The sequence below is a fragment of the Anaeromyxobacter sp. SG17 genome (genome assembly GCF_022690695.1).
GTDB classification, from domain to species: domain Bacteria; phylum Myxococcota; class Myxococcia; order Myxococcales; family Anaeromyxobacteraceae; genus Anaeromyxobacter; species Anaeromyxobacter soli.
This window is the reverse complement of sequence record NZ_JALCYX010000011.1, coordinates 21,924-45,465: the sequence shown is the minus strand read 5'-3', so window position 1 is coordinate 45,465 and position 23,542 is coordinate 21,924. Positions and strand designations below refer to the sequence as shown.

21 protein-coding genes are annotated in these 23,542 nt (G+C 74.4%); 11 read left to right on the top strand and 10 right to left on the bottom strand.

Annotation, left to right across the window (positions count from 1 at the left end):
* Window positions 1–184: 184 nt before the first annotated feature.
* Window positions 185–3,151 (bottom strand): SpvB/TcaC N-terminal domain-containing protein, encoded by a 2,967-nt coding sequence (locus tag MNY60_RS06980; protein WP_242360253.1) that lies wholly within the window; start codon window positions 3,149–3,151, stop codon window positions 185–187.
* 17 nt (window positions 3,152–3,168) lie between these two features.
* Window positions 3,169–4,446 carry a hypothetical protein gene (locus MNY60_RS06975; RefSeq protein ID WP_242337469.1) on the bottom strand — a complete coding sequence of 426 codons (1,278 nt, stop codon included), beginning with the start codon at window positions 4,444–4,446 and terminating at the stop codon, window positions 3,169–3,171.
* Between the two features lie 414 nt (window positions 4,447–4,860).
* Between MNY60_RS06975 and MNY60_RS06970 the strand changes: the two genes are divergently transcribed.
* On the top strand, window positions 4,861–5,955 hold the full coding sequence (locus tag MNY60_RS06970) for a rhomboid family intramembrane serine protease (protein ID WP_242337467.1): 1,095 nt from the start codon (window positions 4,861–4,863) through the stop codon (window positions 5,953–5,955).
* A gap of 151 nt (window positions 5,956–6,106) precedes the next feature.
* Window positions 6,107–6,607, top strand: coding sequence for a bacteriohemerythrin (locus MNY60_RS06965; RefSeq protein ID WP_242337465.1), 501 nt, complete (start codon window positions 6,107–6,109; stop codon window positions 6,605–6,607).
* Between the two features lie 12 nt (window positions 6,608–6,619).
* Here the strand turns inward: MNY60_RS06965 and MNY60_RS06960 are convergent, their stop codons facing one another.
* A complete protein-coding gene (locus MNY60_RS06960; RefSeq protein WP_242337463.1) occupies window positions 6,620–8,197 on the bottom strand; it encodes an aromatic amino acid hydroxylase in 1,578 nt (525 codons plus the stop codon).
* Window positions 8,198–8,444: 247 nt separating this feature from the next.
* Here MNY60_RS06960 and MNY60_RS06955 point away from each other — a divergent pair, with 247 nt between their 5' ends.
* Window positions 8,445–9,719, top strand: a complete 1,275-nt coding sequence (locus MNY60_RS06955; RefSeq protein WP_242337461.1) for a 4Fe-4S dicluster domain-containing protein — start codon at window positions 8,445–8,447, stop codon at window positions 9,717–9,719.
* Window positions 9,720–9,738: 19 nt separating this feature from the next.
* On the opposite strand, the gene MNY60_RS06950 is transcribed toward MNY60_RS06955, so the two are convergent.
* Window positions 9,739–11,265, bottom strand: coding sequence for an ATP-binding cassette domain-containing protein (locus tag MNY60_RS06950; RefSeq protein ID WP_242354824.1), 1,527 nt, complete (start codon window positions 11,263–11,265; stop codon window positions 9,739–9,741).
* A gap of 188 nt (window positions 11,266–11,453) precedes the next feature.
* Between MNY60_RS06950 and MNY60_RS06945 the strand changes: the two genes are divergently transcribed.
* From MNY60_RS06945 to MNY60_RS06935, 3 genes are all read left to right on the top strand, one after another.
* A complete protein-coding gene (locus tag MNY60_RS06945) occupies window positions 11,454–11,969 on the top strand; it encodes a TspO/MBR family protein (RefSeq protein WP_242360252.1) in 516 nt (171 codons plus the stop codon).
* A gap of 93 nt (window positions 11,970–12,062) precedes the next feature.
* Complete coding sequence (locus MNY60_RS06940; protein WP_242337455.1) at window positions 12,063–12,431, top strand: response regulator; 369 nt, start codon at window positions 12,063–12,065, stop codon at window positions 12,429–12,431.
* 43 nt (window positions 12,432–12,474) lie between these two features.
* A complete protein-coding gene (locus MNY60_RS06935) occupies window positions 12,475–13,023 on the top strand; it encodes a TlpA disulfide reductase family protein (protein WP_242354832.1) in 549 nt (182 codons plus the stop codon).
* 114 nt (window positions 13,024–13,137) lie between these two features.
* Here MNY60_RS06935 and MNY60_RS06930 read toward each other — a convergent pair whose 3' ends face one another.
* The 5 genes from MNY60_RS06930 to MNY60_RS06910 form a co-directional block, all read right to left on the bottom strand.
* Window positions 13,138–13,488: a hypothetical protein gene (locus MNY60_RS06930; protein WP_242337452.1), complete on the bottom strand. Its 351-nt coding sequence runs from the start codon at window positions 13,486–13,488 to the stop codon at window positions 13,138–13,140.
* A 40-nt stretch (window positions 13,489–13,528) separates the two neighbouring features.
* Window positions 13,529–14,443, bottom strand: coding sequence for an SDR family oxidoreductase (locus MNY60_RS06925; RefSeq protein WP_242360251.1), 915 nt, complete (start codon window positions 14,441–14,443; stop codon window positions 13,529–13,531).
* Window positions 14,444–14,534: 91 nt separating this feature from the next.
* Entirely contained in the window at window positions 14,535–15,062 is a 528-nt protein-coding gene (locus tag MNY60_RS06920; RefSeq protein WP_242337448.1) for a GbsR/MarR family transcriptional regulator, read from the bottom strand.
* 80 nt (window positions 15,063–15,142) lie between these two features.
* Window positions 15,143–16,357 carry a DUF1015 domain-containing protein gene (locus tag MNY60_RS06915; RefSeq protein WP_242354836.1) on the bottom strand — a complete coding sequence of 405 codons (1,215 nt, stop codon included), beginning with the start codon at window positions 16,355–16,357 and terminating at the stop codon, window positions 15,143–15,145.
* A 66-nt stretch (window positions 16,358–16,423) separates the two neighbouring features.
* Entirely contained in the window at window positions 16,424–16,645 is a 222-nt protein-coding gene (locus MNY60_RS06910; protein WP_242337444.1) for a hypothetical protein, read from the bottom strand.
* A gap of 342 nt (window positions 16,646–16,987) precedes the next feature.
* Between MNY60_RS06910 and MNY60_RS06905 the strand changes: the two genes are divergently transcribed.
* The 3 genes from MNY60_RS06905 to MNY60_RS06895 all read left to right on the top strand — a co-directional run bounded on the left by MNY60_RS06905 (window position 16,988) and on the right by MNY60_RS06895 (window position 21,049).
* On the top strand, window positions 16,988–18,361 hold the full coding sequence (locus MNY60_RS06905) for a CxxxxCH/CxxCH domain-containing protein (protein ID WP_242354838.1): 1,374 nt from the start codon (window positions 16,988–16,990) through the stop codon (window positions 18,359–18,361).
* Window positions 18,362–18,571: 210 nt separating this feature from the next.
* Window positions 18,572–19,600, top strand: a complete 1,029-nt coding sequence (locus MNY60_RS06900; protein ID WP_242360250.1) for a CxxxxCH/CxxCH domain-containing protein — start codon at window positions 18,572–18,574, stop codon at window positions 19,598–19,600.
* Between the two features lie 270 nt (window positions 19,601–19,870).
* Window positions 19,871–21,049 carry an acyltransferase gene (locus MNY60_RS06895; protein ID WP_242337483.1) on the top strand — a complete coding sequence of 393 codons (1,179 nt, stop codon included), beginning with the start codon at window positions 19,871–19,873 and terminating at the stop codon, window positions 21,047–21,049.
* Window positions 21,050–21,070: 21 nt separating this feature from the next.
* Here MNY60_RS06895 and MNY60_RS06890 read toward each other — a convergent pair whose 3' ends face one another.
* Window positions 21,071–21,322: a DUF6132 family protein gene (locus MNY60_RS06890; RefSeq protein WP_242337438.1), complete on the bottom strand. Its 252-nt coding sequence runs from the start codon at window positions 21,320–21,322 to the stop codon at window positions 21,071–21,073.
* 136 nt (window positions 21,323–21,458) lie between these two features.
* Here MNY60_RS06890 and MNY60_RS06885 point away from each other — a divergent pair, with 136 nt between their 5' ends.
* Window positions 21,459–22,559 (top strand): cytochrome-c peroxidase, encoded by a 1,101-nt coding sequence (locus MNY60_RS06885; protein WP_242337436.1) that lies wholly within the window; start codon window positions 21,459–21,461, stop codon window positions 22,557–22,559.
* 68 nt (window positions 22,560–22,627) lie between these two features.
* Window positions 22,628–23,458, top strand: coding sequence for a 3'-5' exonuclease (locus MNY60_RS06880; RefSeq protein WP_242360249.1), 831 nt, complete (start codon window positions 22,628–22,630; stop codon window positions 23,456–23,458).
* Window positions 23,459–23,542: the final 84 nt, after the last annotated feature.

Sequence of the window (23,542 nt, the reverse complement as noted above, 5' to 3'; positions counted from 1 at the left end):
CCGTGGATCGACCAGCCGCTCTCCTCGGCGTGCGAGAGCGAGAGGTCGTCCGGCGCCTCCTTGAAGCTCCAGGCGACGGGCGCAGCGAAGGAGTTCCTGTAGTCGGCGTCGAACCAGGAGAACGCGTGGGTGTGGAAGAGCTTCCGCGCGGTCCCCTCTCCCGCTCCGAAGACCTCGACCTTCGTCAGGCGCGACTTCCAGAAGCTCTCCGCCTTCCGCTCGTAGGAGAACCGGTACTCCCGGATGGTGTCGGTCCTGCCGTCCCGGTCGAGCTGGACGAGGATCGACTTGAGGCGGCCCGGAGCACCGTCTTGAAGCCGAGCCGGCCCGAGGTGATCTCGTCGGGACGATCGAGGTAACGGCCGCGCGTGTCCTGCTCGCTCCGCAGCTCGACGTGGTAGTGGCCGATCTCCGCCGTCCCGAAGGGATCCCGCGCCCCGTCGTACGCGCGCCCCGTGTACTGGATGCTGCTCAGGTAGAGCTGCCGGAAGTCCTCCTCGTGCGTGGCCGCCGTCTGCTGCGGGTGCCGGACGGTGGGACGCGCCTTCGCGTCCGTGTCGTAGACGAACTGCGTCAGGTTCCCGTTGGTGTCGACGACACGCTCCAGGTACCACGCGCCGATGTTGGCCAGCCCCTCGTAGCTGGTGAGGCGCGCCGCGCCGCTCCTGCCGTAGACGTACAGGTTCCCCTGCTTGTCCTGGACCTGGAACCAGTGGTCGGTCGGGCCGGTCCCGCAGCGGAGGATCCTGCGGAAGCTCTTCTCCACCCGGGCGCGATAGCGCGTCCCCGCCGAGCCGTCCTCGCACCTCGGCGACTCGCTCGTCGGCACGAGCTGCTCGCCGTCGAGGAGGTAGCGGGGCTCGCTGGCGCCGTACTCCGGCGCCCCGAAGCGCGTGTCGATCTGGACGCTCGACGACGGGAGCTCCCAGCCGACGCCGAGCCAGCCGTTGGACCCGCCGGAGTCGTACGCGAGGCGCAGCTCCGGCTGGTAGCCGCCGCGACCCGCCGGCAGGCGGATCGGGAACGCGAGCTGGGCGGTCCCCAGGTTGTTGACGCCGGGGGGCGCGATGAGGTCGATCGCGGCCGACGGATCCGAGGCCTTCAGATCCTTGATGGAGTTCGGGTTGAACGACGACGGCCCCGGGTGCTCGGGGAGCACGAGCACAGCGTTGATCATGAACGTGAAGTGCGTCGTCTCGCTGACGACGCGGTTCGTCGAGCGCTGCAGCTCGGCGCGCGGGAGCGCCGTCCACTGCTCGGCCGCCTCGTCGTAGAACCACGTCTGGATCTCCTCGGGGGCGATCCCCTCCGGGAGGAGCGACGGGTCGTAGGGGAGCCCGACGCGCACGGGCTTCGCGAACTTCTGCCCCTTCGGCAGGAACCGGTACGCGCCGTTGGCCGGCGCCGTCACGTTCACCATCCCCGCGTCGAGCGGCGGGATGAACTCGGGCCCCTTCCGCGTGATGCCTACGTTCGTACGCTTTCCGACGGCGCCCGGCCCCGCCTCGAAGGTGACGTCGGTCCCGAGCATCACCTTCCCTCCGGCGTCGGGATCGATGGTACCCCAGCCGGTCTGGTTCTCCTGCCCGAAGCGCGCGGCATCGGAGAGCAGCGCCGCGCTCCCCGAGGCGCCGGTCAGCAGCTCCGCGGCGCCGTCCCGCTCGAGGACCACCGTGCGCACCACCGTCGTCCCGTCGGGGAACGTGGCCTTGACGTCCACCGTCCACGGGGTCGGTGCCGCCGCGGGGCGGTCGAGCGCGACCCCGAACACTCCCGCGACGCCCACCTCCGCGCCCCCGATCTCCACGCGCCCGACGCCGGCGGGCGACTCCGCCCAGCCGGCGATCCACGCGCGATCGCCGAAGCGCTCACCCACCTCGCGTCCCCCCTCGAACGTGAGGTGGGGCGCGGTCAGGACGATGCGGGCGGCGCCGACCCTCGGACCGACGCCGCTGCCCGCCACCGAGATCTCCGCCACGCTGGCCGCCGGCACGTCGGCGCGCGCGGACGACGGGAAGACGAGCCGCAGCGCGCTCGCCTCGCGCCCCGCCACGGGCAGCGTGCTCGACTCCGTCGCGAGCTCCACGTCCGGCACCCGATCCCAGCCGCTCGCGTCCCGCAGCTCGAGCGCCGCGAGCGTCAACGGCGCCGATCCGAGCCGGACGGAGCCGTCGTCGAGCGCGATCGGACGATCCAGCGTGAGCTCCACGGTCCCGGAGACCGGCGACGGCGTCGCCTCACCGTCCACCGCGTCCGCCTGCTTCAGGTGCGTCTCTCGATCGAAGACATCGAGCCCGTCGTCCGACACCACGAGCAGGCGGAGCCCCGCCACCTGCACCTTCCCCGTCGCGTCGGGTGGCACGCAGAGGGTGACCCCGCTCGCCGTCCCCAGCCGCTCCGGGTCGAGCTCGTCGACGAGCGTCCTCGGCGTCGCGACGTTCCCCACCCAGAATCCGCCCGTCACCGCGTCGCCGTCGAGGATCCGCTCGAGCGCGAAGGCGCGCGGGACGTTTGCCTCGTAGGCGAGGTACGCCCGCCGTGCGCCGGCCACCTCGACCCTGGGGAAGGTGGCCTTCAGGCACCGGGCGCCGCCGTTGCTCTCGGTGGGATCGAGCGTCGCCGCGGCAGGCGTGGCGCCGAGGACGCGCACGTCCTCGAAGGCGGTCGCGTCGGCGCGGGTCGCCTCCGCCATCGCCGCGACGCTCCGCGGCGAGCGCTTCCGACCGGCGCCCCAGACCTCGAGCTCCTGGAGGATCGCCGCGGTCCCCGCGCCGCTCACGCGAACGGTCAGCTCCTTGGCCACGACGGGCGCGGGGAACGAGATCGCCCCCCAGCTGCCCGTGAGCGGGAGCTCGCCCTGCCCCGGGACGGCTACGGAGAGGCCGTCGCCGCGCACCTTCACGGCCCGGATCTCGACGGCGTGGTCGAAGCGCACCACGACGTCGAGCAGCCCGCTGACGGGCGTCCCCGTCGTCGTGTCCCGGTCCGCGACGGCGAAGAGATCGGTCCCCGCGCCGCCCTGCACGCTGACGGGCGACAGGCGCATCGTCGGACCGACGATGTGCTCCGGGGCTGACGACCGGCTGCAGCCGGCGAAGGCGGCGAGGGCGATGAGGCACGCGGCCGGGAGATTTCGATTCGTGCGGACCATGCTTCCATGCCCCCGATTCACGGCGCGGCGAAGCGCGCCGGGGTGTAGCTGTTCTCGGATGCGGAGACGCGCGTCGGCGGAGGACCCGCCGTGACGTCGAAGTCGGCCGCCGCGACGTAGACCTCGTAGGTGAGCCCCGAGGTGAACGTGCCGGCCAGGAAATCCGCGGACGTGCCCGTCACCCACTGCCCGGCGACGTAGGAGCTCCCGAGCCACACGGAAGCGAAGTAGCTCTGGGCGCCCGGGACGCGGGCCCAGGTCACGTGGGCGCCGCCCTTCACGTCGCCGCTGGCGGACACGCCCTCGGGGAGCGGCAGCGGGAGCGGCGGCGCGATGGCGAACTGCGTCGTGATCGACTCGACCCCGTCGCTCGCGACCAGCGTGTAGAGCCCGGGGGTCGGCGGCAGGCCGTAGGCCCAGACCAGCCGCTTCGTGAAGTTGACCGGCAGCTCGAAGCGCAGGGGATCCGACTCCGGCAGGTCGGGACCGGTCACGGTGATCGACCAGACGCCCCCGTCCGGCGCTTCGTCCGGCGCCGAGAGACCGACCCAGATCGCCAGCCCGGGGACGAGGCCGTAGTCGATGCGCCCGCCGGCGGCGCGAAGCACGAGCGGCGCTCCAGAGGCACGCAGGAGCAACCCCAGCCGTGCCTGCGAGACGCGGAAGCTCCGCGGCATCGCTGGAGCGACTCCAGGCGCCAGCGCCGTCGGATCGGCGCCGAGCGCCTGGATCGACGCGAGGTAAGAGCCGTCGGGGAGCGCCGAGACGTCGCAGCCGGCAGCCGCCGAGACCTGCTGCTCCTGGATCGCCCCGTTCGCGGTCAGGACGCACGCGTACGCCTCCGCGCCGGCGACGTCGCCCCACTCCAGGCGCGTCCCGTCGAGAGAGAGCGCGGCGCCGGGCACCGCGAGCGGGATCGCGTCAGCCAGCGTCGCGGCCGTCGCCAGCGTCTGCCCGCCGCTGGATGCGACGATCTGGAAGGCCGCACCTTCGACCGGCGCGACGTCCGGCCAGAGGGAGACCGCGTAGCCGGCGCCGGCTGCGTACGCGGCGGGCCTCCCGAGCGCCGCACCGTCGCGCCCGAGCTCGAGCAGCCAGTCCGATTCCGGCCCCGCGCCCGTGTCGCTCCGGATCGTGGTGAGCACCGCGAGGCCGAGACGCCCCGACCCGTCCTCGTAGGCGCCGAGCGCCGCCGTCGCGGTGTACGGCACGGACTCGCGCGTCGAGCCGCCGCTGCACGCCGCGGCGACGATGCCGCCGAGGACGATCAGGTACCCACGCGTTGCGCGAACCATGCCCACCCCTGAAATCGCATCCGGGGGTGCGCGATCACGCACTCACCGGCATTCGGTCGGCCCTGGGACCGCGTGGGTCCGGGCTTTTGCCTGCTCGCCTTTCGACGAGGTCGCTATTGTCGTGCCGTCGGGGAATAGACTGCGCGCTCATTTCACTCGATGTCAACGCCGGATTCGATCTTCATCGCAACCGGTTGGATCACCCTGGGTTCCAGTCACTCCCGGTGCGCGGCACTCGTCTGACGCTCGACCAGGGGCGCAAACGCACACCGGCGCACAGCTCGCATTGCACGACGAGTCAACGCGCCGAGATCACTGGAGGTGCAGCTCGGCCTTCCACGCGGGCGCGCCGAAGGGTCGCGCCTACCCCTGTGCGATGTGCACGCACGGCGGCGCCCGCTATGCTCGTCGCCGATGCACGGCTTCGCCTCCCCTCCCCCGCCTCCTCGTACGCGCACCGCGCCAGCCGTCACCTGGGCGCTCGCGGCGGTGAATGCCGCCCTCTTCGCGCTCGTCCTGTCGCGCGGCGACCCGAGCGACCCCGCGCTGCTCGTCCGCCTCGGCGCGCTGGAGCGGAGCCGCGTGTGGGCGGGCGAGGCGTGGCGGCTCGTGACCGCCGGGTTCCTGCACGGCGGCTGGCAGCACCTCGCCATGAACCTGGGCGCGCTCCTCCTCGCCGGTCCCATCGTCGAGCGGCGGCTCGGGCGGGTGCGCTTCCTCGCCCTCTATCTCGCGAGCCTCGTCGCCGCCTCGGCCGCTTCGCTCCTCGGCCACGACGCGGTCGTGGCGGGCGCTTCCGGCGGGGTGTTCGGGATGGTCGGCGCCCTGCTCGTGCTGGAGCTGCGCCGGGCAGGGAGCGTGCGGCGCTTCCTCGCCGCGCCGCACGTCGTGCTCGTCCTGGGCGCGCTCGCGCTCGGCTTCGTCGCCTCGCGGCTCTACCCGGGACGCCTCCCGGCGGACGACTTCGCTCACGCCGGCGGGCTCGCCGCCGGGGTCGCGGCCGCGTGGCTCCTCACGCGGCCCGCCTCGAGCGGCGCCTGGCCGTGGCCGGCGCTCGGCCTCGCCCTCGTGGCGCTGGTGCTCCTCGCCGTCTGGCCACGATCCGGGACCACCCAGTTCCAGGCCGAGGAGCTCGAGCGCGAGGTCCACGCGGCGCTCGGGCGCGAGGACGGCGCCGAGGCGCGCCGCCTCCTCTCGATCGCGGAGGCACGCGGCCAGCGCTCGCCCACGCTCGCCTACTTCCGCGCGCTCGTCCGGGCGCACGAGGGAGATCTCGAGGGGGCGCTGCAGGCGCTGCGAGAGCTCGCGACCTCGGCGGGCGCGCCGCTCCGCGACGACGTCCGCCGCTCCGCTGCCCGCGTCGCGCGGATGCTCGGTTACCGCCACGCCACCGGCGACGGCCGTCCGGCGGACGCCGCCCGCGGCCTCGCCTACCTCGAGGAGTCGTGCGCGCTCGGCGAGGAGCAGAGCTGCCGGGACGCGGCCGGGATCCGGGCGGAGGGCCGGTGAGCGACGCGATCGCCGGCCACACCGCCCGATCGCGTGCGACCGCGCGCCTCGAACGGGGATCCGTCCCGCTCGGTCATCGGGTGAATCCCGGAGGCGCCGGCGGAGCGGCGAGGCGCCGGTCCCGCACTCACGGGTGAGGCGCTCGCGGTACTTGTCCGTCGCCGCGCGGCGCGAGATCGTCGGTCCACCGGAGGCGATCATGTCCGCGGACTGGACGCCAGAGCTCACGGTGAACCACACCCAGCTCGACGAGGAGCACGTCGAGATCTTCCGCCGGCTGGAGGACGCCGCGCGATCGCTCGCCGGCACGCGCGAGGGCGCCGAGCGCGCCGTGAGCCGGCTCGCCGACGCCATCGTGGAGAACCTCGCATCGGAGGAGCGGCTCATGGACGAGACGCTCTACCCGGATCGCTCCCGCCACCGGGCCGCGCACGAGCTGTTCATGGCGGACTTCGCGAGCATGCGCGACGAGCTCCGCGAGAAGGGCCCGACGCCCCTCGTCGCGGTCTGGCTCGGCACGCGCCTCCCGGAGTGGCTGCGCTTCCACATCCGCGTGAACGACTCGAAGCTCGCCGTGCACCTGGCGCGGCGCCGCCCCGGCGAGCCGGGGGTCGCGCGCTGGCACCGCACCGGCACGCACCACGTCTCCTGAGCGCTCCCCCGCTCAAGCGGGCGCGGGCACGCCGAGGAGCTCGTCCACCTCCGCGCGCAGGAGCCAGTCCTCCGTGAACGCCGCCGCGGCCTCGCGGATCTCCGCGAGCCGCTCGCGTGACGGCGCGCCCGCCTCCCGCAGGCGCCGCACCTCGGCGTAGAGCGCGGCGAGCGGCGCAGGGAGCGCCTCGGCCTTCCGCGCGCGCGCCCGCGCCTCGCCCTCTCCCTCGGTGAACGACGCCAGCTCGCCGAACCAGCGGTCCCACGTGCCCGGATCCGCGGGGCCGCCCGCGACCGAGCTGAGGTCCTCCGAGACGAAGAGGAGCGACCACGAGGGCAGGTCGAGCGGCCGCCCCGCGATCGCGCCGCGCAGGTTCACCACCTCGCCGCCGCCGACCGCGAACCCCTGGAGCGAGAGGCCGGAGGGGAAGGTCACGCCGAACGCCCCGCGCTCCGGGAGCTCCGCGCGCCCGAAGGCGACCACGACGTCGCCGGGCCAGGGCTTCCCCTGCGCGATGCCGCCCCGCGACACGAGCACCGGGCCGTCGAGCCGCGCGAGCGCGCTGCGGAGGCCGGGCCCGACCCTCGCGAGCGCCTCGACGCGCCCCACCACCCGACCCGACAGCTCGCGCCCACCGGAGAGGACGAGGTGGTTCACGGAGCGGGCGCGCCGCGCCTCCTCGAGGCCGTGATCGCCGCCGCGCCGCCACGAGAGCGTCTTCGAGAACTCGTCGAGCACCTCGAAGAGCTGGTCGAAGTCGCGCGCCACGAAGAGCTGGGGCTGCATGCGCGTGATGTCGTAGGCGACGTCGGCGCACGCCGCCGTGAGCGGGACCTTCTTCACCGCGGGCGTGAGACAGTGGACGGCCTCGCCGATCGAGGAGAGGAGGCCGGCGCCGTAGAGCCGCGGGGCGTCGAGCGCCCCGACGAGCCCGTACTCGGCGGTCCACCAGTACAGGCGGCTCGCCCGCGTGGACTCGGACACGTAGCGGACGCTCGCCGCGGCCTCCGCCAGCCGCCGCTCGGCGAGGGCGACCTCCTCCGGCCCCGCCGTCGGGTCCTCCTTCACGACGGAGAGGTTCCGGATCGCCTCGAACACCGCCTGGTCCTCGACCGAGGCGATCGCGCGGAAGCCCACCTCGCCGCAGCGCTGCAGGTACTCGGCGTAGGTCGGGTCCGCGACGAAGGGGGCGTGGCCGGCGCTCTCGTGCACGATGTCCGGCGCCGGCGTGTACTCGATGTGCTCGTGGGTGCGGACGTCCGCGGCGATGGCGAGGACGCGCCGGCTCTGGAGCTCGGTGAACACCGCCGGCGGGATGAACCCGCGCACCGCCACCGCCGACCAGCCCACCCGCTCGAGCTTCACGTTCATCTCGTCGAGCCTGGGGATGCGCTCCACCTCGATGCCGGTGGCGTCGAGCCCCGCGAGGTAGCGCGGGTGGGCGCGCTCGCGGAGGTGGGCCGTGAGCCGGCGCAGGACGTGGCGCCAGACGGCGTGGTCCCGCGGCGTGTACGCGTCGTACTCCTGCGAGACGACGAACCGGCGCAGGTGCGGCGGGAGGCTCGCGATGGCGCGCTCGCTGGGGGTCATGGTCTCGCTCCCGTGGAAACGTTGCGACTGCAGCCCCCTCGCCGGTAGGGCGCACGGGCCACGCGCGGCGCCTCTCGATTAACGGGCGGACCGCCGGGCGCCAGGTCCTCCCGCGCGAGAACCTCCCCGGAATCGGCCCGACGCGATGCGCCAAACGTCGCGACCCCCGTTCGAGCGCTCCGGAGGAGCCGCGATTCTGCTGTGCTGCCCCGGCAGGCACGGCGCGAGAGACCGGAGACCAGAGCCCATGGCCCACCACGCATCGCGATCCGTCTACGAGCGCCTCACGGAGCGGCTGAACCGCTCCCCGCAGGGGGCGCCGCCCTCTCGGAGCCTCTTCGAGATCCTGAGGCTCCTGTTCAGCGAGCGGGAGGCGGAGCTCGTGTCCGTCCTCCCCCTGAAGCCGTTCACCGTGGCGAAGGCCGCGGCCGTCTGGAAGACCACCGAGGCGGAGGCGCGCAAGGTCCTCGAGGCGCTCGCGGCGCGCGCGCTGCTCGTGGACATCGAGGGCAAGGACGGCTTCCGCTACGTGCTGCCCCCGCCGATGGCGGGGTTCTTCGAGTTCTCGATGATGCGCGTGCGGGGCGACCTGGACCAGAAGGCGCTCGCGGAGCTCTTCTACCAGTACCTCAACGTGGAGGAGGACTTCGTCCGGGCGCTGTTCGCCGGCGGCGAGACGCAGCTCGGGCGGACGTTCGTGAACGAGGAGGCGGTCGCGGAGGACGACGCCCTGCACGTGCTCGACTACGAGCGCGCGAGCGAGGTGATCCGGACCGCGAGGCACCGCGCCGTCGGCCTCTGTTACTGCCGCCACAAGATGCAGCACCTCGGCCGCGCCTGCGACGCGCCGCAGGACATCTGCATGACGTTCAACGTCTCCGCGGCCTCGCTCGTCCGGCACGGCCACGCCCGGGCCGTGGACGTGGCGGAGGGGCTCGACCTCCTCCAGCAGGCCCGCGACCGCGGCCTCGTGCAGTTCGGCGAGAACGTGCGCGAGTCGGTGAACTTCATCTGCAACTGCTGCGGCTGCTGCTGCGAGGCGATGATCGCAGCGCGGAAGTTCGCGGTGATGCACCCCATCCACACGACCGCGTTCCTCCCGGCCGTGGACGAGCGGGCCTGCAACGGCTGCGAGAAATGCGTCCGCGCCTGCCCGGTGGAGGCGCTCTCGGCGGTGTCGGCGAACGACGCGCGCCACCCGAAGCGGACGGTGGCGCGGCTCGACGAGGAGCGCTGCCTCGGCTGCGGCGTGTGCGTCCGCGCCTGCACTCCCGGGGCCATCGCGCTGCGCCCGCGCGCCCGCCGGCGGCTCACGCCGCTCAACGGCGCGCACCGCGCGGTCCTCATGGCAATCGAGCGCGGCAAGCTGCAGGAGCTCGTCTTCGACGACCGGGTGCTCTTCAGCCACCGGGCCCTCGCCGCGCTCCTCGGCGTGGTCCTCCGACTCCCTCCCGCGAAGCGCCTCCTCGCGACCGAGCAGGTGCGGTCGCGCTACCTCGAGGCGCTCTGCCGCCGCGCCTGAGCGGCCCCTCCCCGGCGCGCTACTCCGGCGCGACCCGTCCTCCCGCGATGCGCCACCGCTCCGCTCGCGCGTCCGCGCCCGGCGCGCCGGCGCGCTCGCCCAGCACGCGCGCCGCGAACGCGTCGTCGTGCGTGACGAGCAGGATGGCGCCCGGGTACGCCTCGAGCGCGGCCTCGAGCCGCTCCACGGTGGGCAGGTCGAGGTGGTTGGTCGGCTCGTCGAGCACGAGCGCCCAGGCGTGCCGCCCGAGCCCGAGCGCGAGGAGGAGCTTGCGCGCCTCGCCCGGCGACGGATCGCGCGACGCGAGGAGCCGCGCCGGGTCGCTCCCGAGCGCGGCGACGAGCGAGAGCACCCTCCCCTTCGGCTCCGGCGCGAGCGCGCGGACCTCCTCGAGGAGGCGCGCCCGCGCGCCGGGAGGGAGCTCCTGCGGCAGGTGGAGGAGCTTCTCCGGCGGGAGCGTCGAGCCGGTGAGGAGCGCCTCGACGAGCGTCGTCTTGCCGGCGCCGTTCGGCCCTTCGACGCGAACGCGCGCCTCGCGCCGGAGCCGCACGTGCACGTCGCGCAGCACGGGCGCGGGCCCGGCCCGCACGACGTCCGCGTCGAGCGCGAGGAGCACCGGGCGCGGCGCTCGCTCGAACCCGAGGGAGATCGCCCCGCCGAGCACCGCGGCGCCCGGCGCGTCCGGGACGGCCGCGTCCGCGCGCTCCGCCGCCGAGCGGAGCCGGTTCACGTGGGCGCCGAGCCCGTCCTCCGCCCACGCGCGCCGCGTCTTCGCGCCGAGCGTGCGCGCGTCGCGATCCTTCGGATCGCGCCCTCTCCCGCTCATCGCGCGCTCCGCCGCCTCGCGCTCCCGGCGCGCCTCGTCGAGCTTCCGCGCGCCCCTCCGCGCCGCCTCCTGCGCCGCGCCGCGGCGGTCCCAGGCCGCGCGGAGCTCCTCCTCCCACCCTGCGCGCGCCGCGCCGTACGGGAGCGGCCACAGCCGCGCCTCGCCGCGGTGGAGCCGGAGCGTGCGCGGCGCGATCGCCTCGAGGAGCGCGCGATCGTGCGAGACGACCACGCCCACTCCGCGGAAGCGCCGGAGCGCCGCGACGAGGAGCGCGCGGGCGTCCGCGTCCGCGTGGTTCGTCGGCTCGTCGAGGAGCAGCACGTCGGGCTCCGCCGCGAGGGCACCGGCGACCTGCCAGCGCTTGCGCTCGCCGGGCGAGAGCGATCCCCAGCGCCCGAGCTCCTCCGGGGCCAGCGCGAGCGACGCGCGCAGCCGGCGGGACTCGCCGTCGTCGCGCCCGGCGAGCGCGAGGACCGCCTCGCCCGGCAGGTGCACCTCCTGCGGGCAGAGCGCGACGAGCGCACCCTCCGGGTCCGCGCGCACGCGGCCCTGGCCCGGCGCGAGCGCGCCGGCGAGGAGCGCGAGCAGCGTGGACTTCCCCGCGCCGTTCTCGCCCACGAGGGCGGTGAAGCCGGACGGCAGCAGCAGATCGACGTCGGAGAGGATGGGGCTCGAGTCCGCGTAGGCGAACGAGAGCCGCTCGAGGCGGACGGAGGGCATGATCGTGCTCCAGGAGGGACCGGGGCGCGCGGGGGTGACCGCGTCGCGGGGAGGAGAGAGGCCTCGGGTTCCGGAGCTAGGCGAGCATGGACGCGCCGCGCGAGCGGCGCGCGCCATTCGTAGCCCGGCGAACGGGCGCGCGCAAGCGGGCGCAGCCGCGGCGACGCCCGCGTGCGCACGTTCGAGGCATGACCGAGCTCGACATCCGCCACCTCACCCCGCCGGGCCCCGGCGCGCGGCTCCTCGCCTTCGGGACCTTCGCCGGCGCGACCGCAGCGGTGTCGGCGCTCGGCGCGGCAGCGACGCGGCGCTCCGTGCAGAGCCGTTGGTACCGGCGCCTCGAGAAGCCGCGGTACCAGCCGCCCTCTGCCGCCTTCCCGCCGGTCTGGACCGCGCTCTACGCGCTCATGGCGACGTCCGGGTACCGCGTGTGGCGGAGCAGGTCGCCCGTCCGCCGCCGCGCCCTCGCGCTGTGGAGCGCGCAGCTCGCGCTGAACGGGGCATGGTCGCCGGTCTTCTTCGGCGCGCGCCGGCCGCGCGCGGCGCTGGGGGTGCTCGCCGCGCTCCTCCCGGTCGTCGGCGCGTACGCCTGGAAGGCGCGCCGCGTCGACCGGGCCGCCGCGGTGCTGATGCTGCCGTACCTCGGCTGGTCCGGCTTCGCGCTCGTCCTCAACGCGAGCATCGTCCGGCGAAACGCCCCGTAGCCGGCGCTCGCCCGGCGGGGTGAGCCCCGCGATCCTGGGACCTCGTCGAGCTTGCCCCTCGCGGGGGCGAGCGTTATCCAACCGGGCGAGCGGATGAGCCCCGAGCCAGCCAGGATCCTCGTCGTCGACGACAGCGCCGCCCTGCGCGAGAACCTGCAGGAGTGCCTCGAGCTCGAGGGCTACCTCGTCACGCTGGCCGAGGACGGCGCGCGCGCGCTCGAGACGCTCGCCGAAGGGCCGCCTCCCGCCATCGTGCTCCTCGATCTCGTCATGCCCGGCATGGACGGGCGCGAGCTCGTCGCCCGGATCCGCGAAAACCCACGCCTCGCCGGCGTGCGCATCGTCATGTCGAGCGGCCACACCTCCTCGCGGATGCGGCAGGGGATCGAGTTCGACGCGTTCCTGCCGAAGCCGTTCGGCGTGGAGGAGCTGCTCGCGGCGCTGCGCGGCCTGACCGCATGAGGCGCGGCGCATCCCTCCCGCCCGCCGCGGCTCCCACCGGCGCATGAGCTCTCCAGACCCAGCAGCCTCGCGCCTCGCGGGCGCCTACCGGCGCCTCCGCGGGACCCGCGCTGCGAGGTGGGCCGTCGATCTCGCCTTCGTGCTCGCGGCCGTGCTGCTCGTGGGAGCGTGGCAGACGCGCGGCCACCTCGAGCGCGGAACCGCGCCTTCGATCGTCCTCCCGTCGCTCACCGGGGAGCGCGTCGCGCTCGACTCCCTGCGCGGCAAGCCGGTCCTCGTGGCCTTCTGGGCGCCGTGGTGCCCGGTCTGCAAGGCCGCCTCCGGCAACCTGTCCTGGGTGAGCCGCCTCGCCGGCGCTCGCGCCCGCGTCGTCACGATCGCGGCGGCCTACGAGGACCTCGCCGACGTACGGGCCTACGTGCGCGAGCAGGGCGTCGAGCTCCCCGTGCTCCTCGCGGACGACGGGGCGCTGCGCGCCTTTCGCGTCGACTCGTTCCCGACGTACTACTTCCTCGACGCGCAGGGCCGCGTGAAGCGCTCCGCCGCCGGCTACACCACGACGGTCGGGATGCTGCTGCGGCTCCTCCTCTGACGAGACCCGCGGCTCGAGCCGCGACCGAGGCGCGTCGAAGGCGCGCGGGTCGCCCCGAGCGCGTGCGGCGCGAGGCCAGGCGGGGAAACGACGAAGCGGCGGGTCCCGCGGCCGTCACCCCGCGGGCGGTGCGCCGTCGTTGCGCCGCGGGAGGAACCGCGAGACCTGCAGGCCGATCGCCGCGAGCGCGACGAATGCGCCGGACAGCGCCGAGCCGAGCGCCGCCTTGTAGAAACCCAGGGTCGGTTCAGCGAGGGAGCCGGACCGTCCGAACACCACGATCCCCACGAGCGGCGCGAGGAACAGCATCACGTTCGCATAGCGGACCCAGAACCCCGCGCGCTCGGGCGTCCCGCACACGTCGGTGAGCACGGCGCGCAGCGGGCGCGTGAGCACCGCGGTGATGCCCACGCTGCAGAGCAGTGCCGTCAGCACCTCGATCGAGAACATCGACGCAGAAGTCATCCTCTCCTCCCCTCTCCCTGCCGCACGCCGGTCGATTCGCTCACCGGTAGTGCCTGCCGAGCTCGGACGCCCACTCGATCCCGAGCCCGTCCGCGTGCGCGGCGAGCCACTCCGTGAAGCTCGTGACGGCGGTGGGCGGCCCGCCGGAGACGAGCAGGTTCGCGGTGAGCCCCTCGACCTCGTCCTTCGTGAGCACGACGTCGCCGAGCGGCGCGCGGAGCGCGCGGGCCGCGCCGAGGAGCAGCCACCGCGGGACCGGCACGATCGCGGCCCGCGAACGTACGGCCGCGCGGACGAGCCGGACGAGCTCGTCGAACGCGAACACCTCGGGGCCGACCGCGTCGAGGACCACGTCCCCGCCGCGCTCTCCCTGCTCCACGGCGAGCCGCGCCACGTCCTCGACGTGCACCGGCTGGATGCCGTAGGCACCGCGCGCCACCCCGAACACGGGGAGCCGTCGCAGCAGCCACGCGATGTTGTTGATGAGCACGTCCCTGCCGCCGAAGAACACCGCGGGGCGAAGGATGGCGTGGGAGAGCCCCGACTCGCGGAGCGCCCGCTCGACTTCGGCCTTGCCGCGGAAGTACGGCAGGGGCGAGCCCGACGCGGGGTTCGTGATGGAGACGTGGACGACGCGCTCGACGCCGGCCTCCGCCGCCGCGCGGAAGAGCGCGCGGCTGTTCTCGACCTCCCGCGCGAACGTCGACGCGCCGTGATCGAAGCGGACCCAGTAGGTGTTGTAGAGGACCCTCACGCCCGCGAGCGCCTCGCGCATCCTGGACGGATCATCGAAGCGGAAGGGCTCCACCTCGACGCGTCCGCCGAAGGGATCGGGGCGGTCCGGGTGCCCGGTGAGCGTCCTCACGCGCTCGCCGCGCGCGAGGAGGAGCCGCGCGATCTCCCTCCCGCTGTAGCCGAAGGCGCCGGTGATCGCGTGGACGTGTGGGCGGCTCATGGGCTTTCCTCCTCATCGACCATCAAGGTTCAGAATTTTATGAACGTCGTGGGTACGCCGATTCCCTTCCGCGCCCGCGAGGCGGCCCGAGCTACCCCTTCCCGTTCTGCCTTCGGCCGAACGGCATCCCGGCGATGAACGCCAGGGCCGAGCGGGACGACTGCGGGTCCTGGAGGAACCGGTTCACGACGCCCTCCACGGTGGTGAGGAGGTCCGCCATCTGCTCGAGCCGACCGCGGACCGCACCGGTCGCGCCCGGCGCGTCCACGAGCGCGTGGATCGCCTCCAGGGCCGGATCGAACTCCCGCCGCTTTCGCTCCTTCAGGATGCGGAAGAACATGAGCCAGACGTCCGGCTCGGTGACGTAGAAGTCCCTGCGTTCGCCGGCCACCTCGACCTGCCGCACCACGCCGAACGTCCGCAGCTCGCGCAGCGACATCGAGGCGTTGCCCTTGGAGATCTGGAGCCGCTCGGCGATCTCCTCGAGCGCGAGGGGCTCCTCGGTCGCCATGAGCAGCGCGTGCACGCGCGCCACCGACCGGTTGATGCCCCAGAGCGAGCCCATCGCGCCCCAGGCCTCGACGAAGCGCTGCACTGTCTCGGGAGTCGCCGCCGGCATCGTGCGTTCAGAATATTGAGAACGATCGTCCGACGTCAACGCCCCCGCGAGGGGCGGGCTCGACGGCGAGAAGAGGACGGCTAGAACCGGTGCACGAACAGCCCCGACCTCAGCTTCGGCTCGAACCAGGTGCTCTTCGGCGGCATGAGCTTGCCGGCGTCGGACACCGCGATGAGCTGCTCGATGCGCGTGGGGAAGAGGTGCAGCGCGAGCGACCAGCCCTCCTCCTTCACGCGCCGCTCGAGCTCCTCGTGGCCGCGGATGCCGCCGACGAAGTCGACGTCCTTCGAGGTGCGGGGGTCGGCGATGCCGAAGATGGGCGCCAGGATCTGGTCCTGCGCGATCGCGCAGTCCAGCGAGGCGACGGGGTCCTGCGCCGGGTACGAGCCCGGCCGCACACGGGCGAGGTACCAGCGGCCCGCCGCGTAGATGCCGAAGGCGAGCGGGCCGGGCGGCCGCGGGTCGCTCGCCGGCGAGACGTCCATCACCTTGCCGATCTCGCCGAGCAGCTCGCCCGCGGTCCGGCCGCGCGGGTCCCGCACGAGCCGGTTGTAGGCGAGGATCTGCATCTGGTCGTGGGGGAACACGACGGCGAGGAAGGCGCCGTGCTCGCCGGGCTGACCAGCGCGCTTCGCGTGGACGCGCGAGGCGGCGGCGGAGCGGTGGTGGCCGTCGGCGACGTAGAGCGCCGGCACGCCCGCGAAGAGCGCCTCGAGGCGCGCCCCGATGGCGGCGGGCACGACCCAGAGCTGGTGGCCCACGCCGTCCGGCGTCACGAGGTCCACCTCGGGCGCGGCGCGCTTCACCTCCTCGATCGCGCTGTCGATCTCCGGCGCGGCCCGGTAGGTGAGGAACACCGGCTCGTCGTGCGCGGAGAGCGTGTCGATGTGGCGGACGCGGTCGTCCTCCTTGTCCGCGCGCGTCTTCTCGTGCTTCTTGATGACGTCCCGGTCGTACTCCTCGACGGAGGCGCAGGCGACGAGGCCGGTCTGCCGGTGCGCGCCCATCCGCTGCGCGTACACGTAGAAGCGCGGCTCGGGATCGGCGCGCAGCACGCCGCGCTGGACGAGCTCCGCGAGGTTCTCGGCGCCCTTCGCGTACACCGCGTCCGCGTGCTCGTCCGTGCCCTCGGGCAGGTCGATCTCGGGGCGCGAGACGCGCAGGTAGCTGTCGGGGTTGCCCTTCGCGAGCGCGCGCGCCTCCCGCGTCGAGACGACGTCGTAGGGGGGCGAGGCGACGCGGGCGGCGAGATCGGCGGGCGGGCGCAGCGCCCGGAACGGCTTCATGGTGGCCATGCGGTCCTCCGGCGAGGCCGGTCGTTCTAGCAGAACGCCGGCCGTCGCGCTCGGGACGCCGCGGGCCTAGCCCCAGAGCTTGTCGTCGCGCGTCGGCAGCACGCGGCCGCAGATGGCGCAGATCTTCACCCGCGCGCCGGTCGTGGCGTGCCGGCCGTCCGCGTAGTTGTGATCGCACTCGTCGAGGAGCTTGGCCTCTTCCGCGCGCAGCGCGGCGAGCATGCCCTCGTGCTTGGCGATCTCGGCCCGCAGCTCGTCGCGGCGGGCCAGCCGTTCCGTCTGAGTCACGGCGTGCCTCCGATAGGGTGAAGGGCGAGTGTACGCCAGCGGGGTAGCCGGCGACATGCGGCCAAATGGACCTCGGCGCTGGACCCCGGCGCTGCACGCAAGGGTTGCGTGAGGGCTCCACCTCGCGCGGAGCCTGCGCGCGGGCGCACGCTCGCCTGGCGCACCTCGGTGGACAGCTCGCGACCAGAACGAGCGTACGTGCCCGTCACGAGGAGGGTGCGACATCTGCGACCTCCTGAGCGCCCACAACGCCTCACCCCTTCGGGGCACAACGGTTGCTAGCAGTGAAGCTCCCCGCGCGTCCGGACCGTCGTCCTGCGCGCCTCGCCGCCCGGAGAGTCGATGGCCCACCCGAAGCGCCTGATCCTCTGCGTCGCCCTCGCCGTTCTCGCCGCCACCGGCTGCGACGGCGCGGCCCGCCCCGTCGACGGCCAGCCCGGCTCGGGCGAGGGCTGCACGACCTGCCACGGCGACGCGACGCGCGTGACGGACTCACCGCTCGTGAAGGCCGCGCCGGCGACCGGCGCCCACCTCGCCCACCTGCAGGGCTCCACGTTCCGTGATCCCATCGCCTGCGCCGAGTGCCACCCGGTGACGACCAGCGCCGCGCACTCGAACCAGACCGTGGACTTCGCCTGGGGACCGCTCGCCAGCGCGCGGGGCGCGACGCCGTCGTACGACCCGGCGAGCGGCACCTGCACCAACGCGTGCCACGGGGCGGCGCCCTCGCCGGCCTGGACGGCGGACGTGACGCTCGACTGCACGAGCTGCCACGGTCACCCGCCGGCCTCCGCGCCGCACGATCCCTCGAAGCAGGACTGCTCCGTCTGCCATCCGGGCACCGTCCTCGCGACGGGCGAGCTCAACCGCGAGGCGAAGCTCCACCTCGACGGCGAGATCGAGGCGGGCGGGATGCATCCGACCGGCTGGAGCGATCCGGCCCGGCACGGGCAGGCCGCGATGACGGGGCTCGCCGGCTGCGCCGCCTGCCACGGCGCGGACTACGCGGGCGGGACGAGCGGCATCTCCTGCACCGCGTGCCACGCCGCCGCCGGCCACGCGGGCTGGGCGACGGAGTGCACCTTCTGTCACGGCGACCGCGCGAGCGGACGCGCGTCGCCCCCCGTGGACACCCACGGGCTCTCCCTCGTCACGAACGTCTCGGTCGGCGCCCACGACGCGCACGTGGGGGCGACGCTCTCGAGCCCGGTGGCCTGCGAGGCGTGCCACCCCTCGCGGGTGGGGAGCGACGTCCGGACCGACGCGGCGCACGTGGACGGTGACGGCGTCGCCGAGGTTCAGTTCGGCGCGCTCGCGAAGACGGGCGGCAAGACGCCCGTGTACTCGCGGGCGAGCGCGACGAGCGCGAGCTGCGCGTCCACGTACTGCCACGGCAACTTCAGCGGCGGCACGGTCGCCACGACGAGCTGGACGAGCACGACGCCGATGACCTGCACCTCCTGTCACGGCAGCCCGCCCGATACCGGAAAGCACACGTTCCACGTCGGCGGCTTGGGACTCCAGTGCGCCAACTGCCACGCGAGCGTGGTGGACGCGGCGAGGGCGATCACGGCCCCGGCGCTCCACGTGAACGGCACGAAGGAGGTCCAGTTCGGGGGAACCTGGGGCACGGTCTCGGTCAAGGGAACCTGGTCCTCCGCCTCGCGCTCCTGCTCGAGCCTCGCCACGGGATGTCACGGTCAGAAGAGCTGGTAGTCCTCGGCAGGTGAACGGACCGCCGCGCCCCGGGGTGAATCCAGGGCGCGGCGGTCCCGTGAGCACGCGACACGGAAGAGCGACGCCGTCTGGGTACATCGGCGTATACTCTTGCGCGCGGTCAACGAGGTTCGTCCGCGCCCGCGGCATCCTCCGGCAATCCGCCGGGCCAATCGCGCCCGCGACTCGCTCTCCCGAGGTTCGACACACATGGTCAACCCGCGCTTCGCCCTGCTCGCCCTCACCGCGAGCGGCATCATGCTCGCCGCTTGCGACGACGCCCGGACGCTCGAGGCCCGCGAGGAGGGCGCGACCGCCGGGACGTGTGCCGCGTGCCACGGCTTCCCGCCGCCCGCGCCGCACCCCCAGTCCCAGAGCTGCTTCGTCTGCCACCCGCAGACGGTCGACGCGAACAGCGACATCATCCCCGGCGGCGCGCACCAGAACGGGCGGGTCGACCCGGCCGACGTGAGCTTCGGGCACCCCGCGAACTACCTCGCGGAGCACAGCAGCGACGCGATCCGCGACATCCGCCGCTGCGCCGAGTGCCACGGCGCGAGCTACGACGGCGGCTTCGCGCAGGTGTCCTGCAACGGGTGCCACGGCGTGATCGGCTTCGCGAGGTGGCAGTCGAACTGCACGTTCTGTCACGGCACGCGTGACACGGCCTTCACGCTCGACCGCCTCGCCGAGGCCGCGCCGCCCGGAAGCGTCGCCGGCGCCACCGCCACCACCGACCCCGGCGTCGGCGCGCACCAGAAGCACCTCGGGAACGGCAGCGTCCTCTCGAACGGCTTCCAGTGCCAGACCTGCCATCCGGTGGGAGGCAGCCTCGACCACCTGACGGGCAAGGCGGAGGTGACGTTCGAGTTCCTCCCGCTCGCCTCTGCCGGCGGCGCCACGCCCGCGTTCACGGAGGGGACGCAGACCTGCAGCGTCTACTGCCACGGCGCGACGCTCGCGGGCGGCACCGCGACGTCGCCTCGCTGGACGCAGGCGCTCACCTCCTGCGACTCCTGCCACGGCATCCCGCCGGCGTCGGGCTACCACGCGACCCACGCCGCGAAGGTGACCTGCGCGGAGTGTCACGTCGGCTACACCAACACCTCCGTGGACAAGGACACGCACGTGAACGGGGTGCGCGACGTGAACGAGGTCATCATCGGCGCCGACCTGTCGCACACGGTCGTGGCCGACGCTCGCGTGCAGGGCTGGAACTGCGCCGCCTGCCATCCTTGACGCGCGTCCTCGCGCGCGCCTGACGAGGGCCGGGGGAGACCCCGGCCCTCTCCTTTTCCCCAAGCCGGTACGCACCCTCGCGACGGGCCGCGCCGCCGTACGCCGTCCCGCGTCGGCCGGGTCGCGCACGGACGTGCGATGGCATCGGCGTCTGGGATGGCTCGCCCAGCCCCAGCCGAGACGAGATCAGCCCCCCGGCGCGGCGCTCCCCTCGGGACCCCCCGCGCGCGGCGCTGCCGCCCCCGGCTGAACGGTCCCATCTTGCGGGTCGTGCAGGCCTCGCGGCGCGACCGGCTCGCTCCCCTGACCGGGCTCCGCTTCGCCGCGGCTCTCGGCATCCTCCTCTACCACTATGGCGCCCCGCTCGTGGCGGGGCTCCCGGCGTGGGTGGAGCGCGTCCGGGTCGGCGGACACGTCTGGGTCGGGCTCTTCTACGTGCTCTCGGGATTCGTGCTCGCCTGGGCCCATCCGCTGCCGATGGCGCCCGCCGAGCGGCGGACGTTCTACGTGGCGCGCTTCGCCCGGCTCTACCCCGCCTACCTGCTCGCGTTCCTGCTCATCGCGCCGTTCGCGCTCGAGCGCTGGCAGGGGGGCGGCCCCGTGGCGCTCGCCAAGGCGGCGACGGTCGCGACGGCGTGCCTCCTGCTCGCGCAGGCCTGGGCGACCCCCATCGCCCGGCTCTGGAACCCGCCGGGCTGGTCCACCTCGGTCGTGGCGGCGTTCTACGCGGCGTTCCCGTTCGTGGCGGCGCGGCTCTCGCGCCTGTCGCGCCGCGGCCTCGCGCTCGCGGCGCTCGGCGCCTGGACGGCGAGCCTCGCCTTCCCGCTCCTCTACCTCGCGCTGCGGCCCGACGGTCAGGTCGAGCCGGCCACGCTCACCTGGGAGGAGCCGCTCTGGCTGGAGGCGCTGAAGTTCCACCCCGTCGCTCGCGCCGGCGAGTTCGGCGTCGGCGTCGCGCTCGGCCTGCTCCACCACCGCGGGGTGGGCCTCGGGCGGCTCGGGGGCGCGGCGGCCGCCGCTGCGCTCGGCGCCGTGATCGTCCTCCTCGCGTGGGGCGGCGCGCCCTACGTGCTCGTGCACAACGGGCTGGCGGTGCCGCTCTTCGCGATCGCGCTGCTGGGGCTCGCGGCCGGCGGGAGCGGCCCGGCGCGCGTCCTCGCGTCGCCCGCGGCACGCTCCCTCGGCGACGCGAGCTTCGCGCTGTACGCGCTGCAGGAGCCGCTCTGGCGGTGGGCGCGCCGGCTCGTACCGGAGGATCCGGGCGCGGCACCGAGCGCCGCGTTCGTGCTCGGGTTCGCGGGGTTCGCGATCGCCGTGTCGATCATCGTGTCGCGCTCGCTCGAGCGCCCGGCGCGGCACGCGCTGCGAGCGCTGCTCGGTGGCGAGCGCGCCGGGACGCGGGCTCCGCCCGCCGAGGTGTCGGGGCTCGCGCCGGCTGAACGGCGCTAGAGTCCCCGGGGTGCCGCGCACCTAGGCGGGGCCACCGGGGCCCTGCTCGCGCGCGGACGCGTCGGCCCGGTCGCTGCCTGCGCGCCGGCCGGGGAGCCCGACCACGCCGCCCGCGAAGCCGAAGAAGAGCGCGGCCGTCCAGACGCTCGAGGTGAGCGGGCACGTCCCGGTGTTGCAGCCGATGAAGTAGGCGTACGCGGCGCCTGCCGCGGCGCCCACGGCCGCGCCACCGGCGGTCCGCCAGTGGGCGCGCGCGATGGCTCGGGCGTTCATCGCTCGTGAGAGCCCCGGAGTCGAGGAGCGGTTCGCCGCGAGCGGGCGGGCGGGTGCACGGCGGGCGGCTCTGCACGGGGATGCGACGGCGTTCTGCTTGACCGCGGGGCGGGCGGGCCTTTTCGTAGGGGCTCCGATGAACCGCGCCCTCCTCGCCTCGCTCACGCTCCTCGCCCTGGCGCTCTCCGCGTGCCGCTCCGCCGACGTCCGGCCCGCCGCCGCGCCGGGATCGCCGCCCGCGTGGGAGGCCGACAACCCGGTCCGGCCGCTGCCGGCGCCTCCGCTCGGGAGCCCGGCGGACTTCTCGACGGTGCCGTGGGTCACCCCGCAGAAGGTCCGGCTCGGGCGCTGGCTCTTCTACGACCGGCGCCTCAGCGCGGACGGCACGATCTCCTGCGCCACCTGCCACCGGCCGGAGCACGCGTTCTCGGAGCCCACCGCGGTCTCGACCGGCATCCGCGGCCAGCAGGGCCGCCGCAAGTCGCCGCCGATCCTGAACGCCGCGTGGCCCGTGTACCCGCGCTACTTCTGGGACGGGCGGGCCGCGACCCTGGCGGAGCAGGCGCAGGGGCCGCTCGCGAACCCGGTCGAGATGGGCAACACGCTCGACCACGTGGTGCTCACCGTCTCGCGCGTCCCCGGCTACGCGCCGTACTTCCGCGAGGCGTTCGGCGATCCGCGCATCGACGTCGCGCGCGTGAGCGAGGCGATCGCCGCCTACGAGGCCACGCGGCTCTCGGGGAACTCCGCCTACGACCGCTTCGCCGCCGGGGACGAGGCGGCGCTCTCGCCGGAGGCGCGGCGCGGGATGGAGCTCTTCTTCGGCCGCGCGCAGTGCGCGCAGTGCCACCTCGGCCCGAACCTCTCCGACTCGCAGTTCCACAACCTCGGCGTCGGCTGGCGCCCGCCCGCGGACGCGGTCCAGCCGCTCCTCGAGGGCTTCGCGGACAAGGGCCGCTACGAGGTCACCCGCGACGTGAAGGACGTGGGTGCGTTCAAGACACCCACCCTGCGCGACTGCTCGAGGCACGCGCCCTACATGCACGACGGGTCGATGGCGACGCTGGAGGAGGCCGTGCTGCACTACTGGCGCGGCGGGTTCGCGAACCCGTGGCTCTCGGAGCGCATCGTGCCGGTGCCGATGACGCGGGCCGAGCTCTCCGCGCTCGTCGCGTTCCTGCGGGCGCTCGACGGCGAGGGCTACGCCGACGTCGCGCCGGGGGTCTTCCCGCAGTAGCGGCGCCGCGGCAGTCCGGCGAGGCGGTGTCAGACCGGCTTGCCACACTTCGATGCGTGTGGCGCTTCGTGACGCTGGATCTCGAGACTGTCCCCGACGAAGCCCTCGTCGGCGCGGTGGACGGCGAGCCTTCTCGTCCGTACTCCGAGCAGCTCCGCCGCGTGGTCGCCGATCGCCGCGCCCGCACCGGCGGCAGGAGCGACTTCCTCCCCCTGCCCTACCACCGGCCCGTGGCGGGCTGCCTGCTCGAGGCGGTGGAGGACGGCGGGATCGTGCGGGTCGTGGACGTCTCCGCGTGGACGGATCGCCGCGGCGACGAGGCGGCCTTCCTCGCGCGCACCTGGGAGCGGCTCGAGGGCGCCGCGCTCGTCACGTTCCACGGCAAGGGGTTCGATCTCCCCGTGCTCGAGCTCCGCTCGCTCAAGCACTCCGTGCCGACGCCGGCGTGGTTCACCGGCGGGAGACGCTTCGGCGCGGCCGATCACTTCGACCTGAAGGAGCTGCTCGCGGCGCAGGGCTCGGGCGGCGCGGCGCCGCTCGACCTGTACGCGAAGCTCGTCGGCCTGCCGGGCAAGGAGGACGTGGCCGGCGCGGACGTGCAGGCGCTCTATGCGGCGGGCGCGCTCGATCGCATCGCGGCGTACTGCATGACCGACGTCGTGCAGACGTTCCTCTTGTTCCTGCGGTACCGGCTCGTCGAGGGGTCGCTCACGCCCGACGGCTACGCCGAGAGCGCCGCGCTCGCGCGCACCGCGCTCCCGCCGCTGTTCCTGCGGCGGCTGCCGCTCGGGGAGCAGTCGGCGCTCGACGGTTTCCTGGATCGCTGCGCGGGGTACTTCGGCGAGGGGCCCGATGACGCTCGCCCCCGGATCCCGGCGAGCACGGCGCGAGCGGGCTGAGCTCCCGCTCCACTCGACGGCCGGGAGCGAGCGGGCCAGAGCGCGATCGCGTCGTGCGCCAGGCCCTGCCCGCCGTCGTCTCCG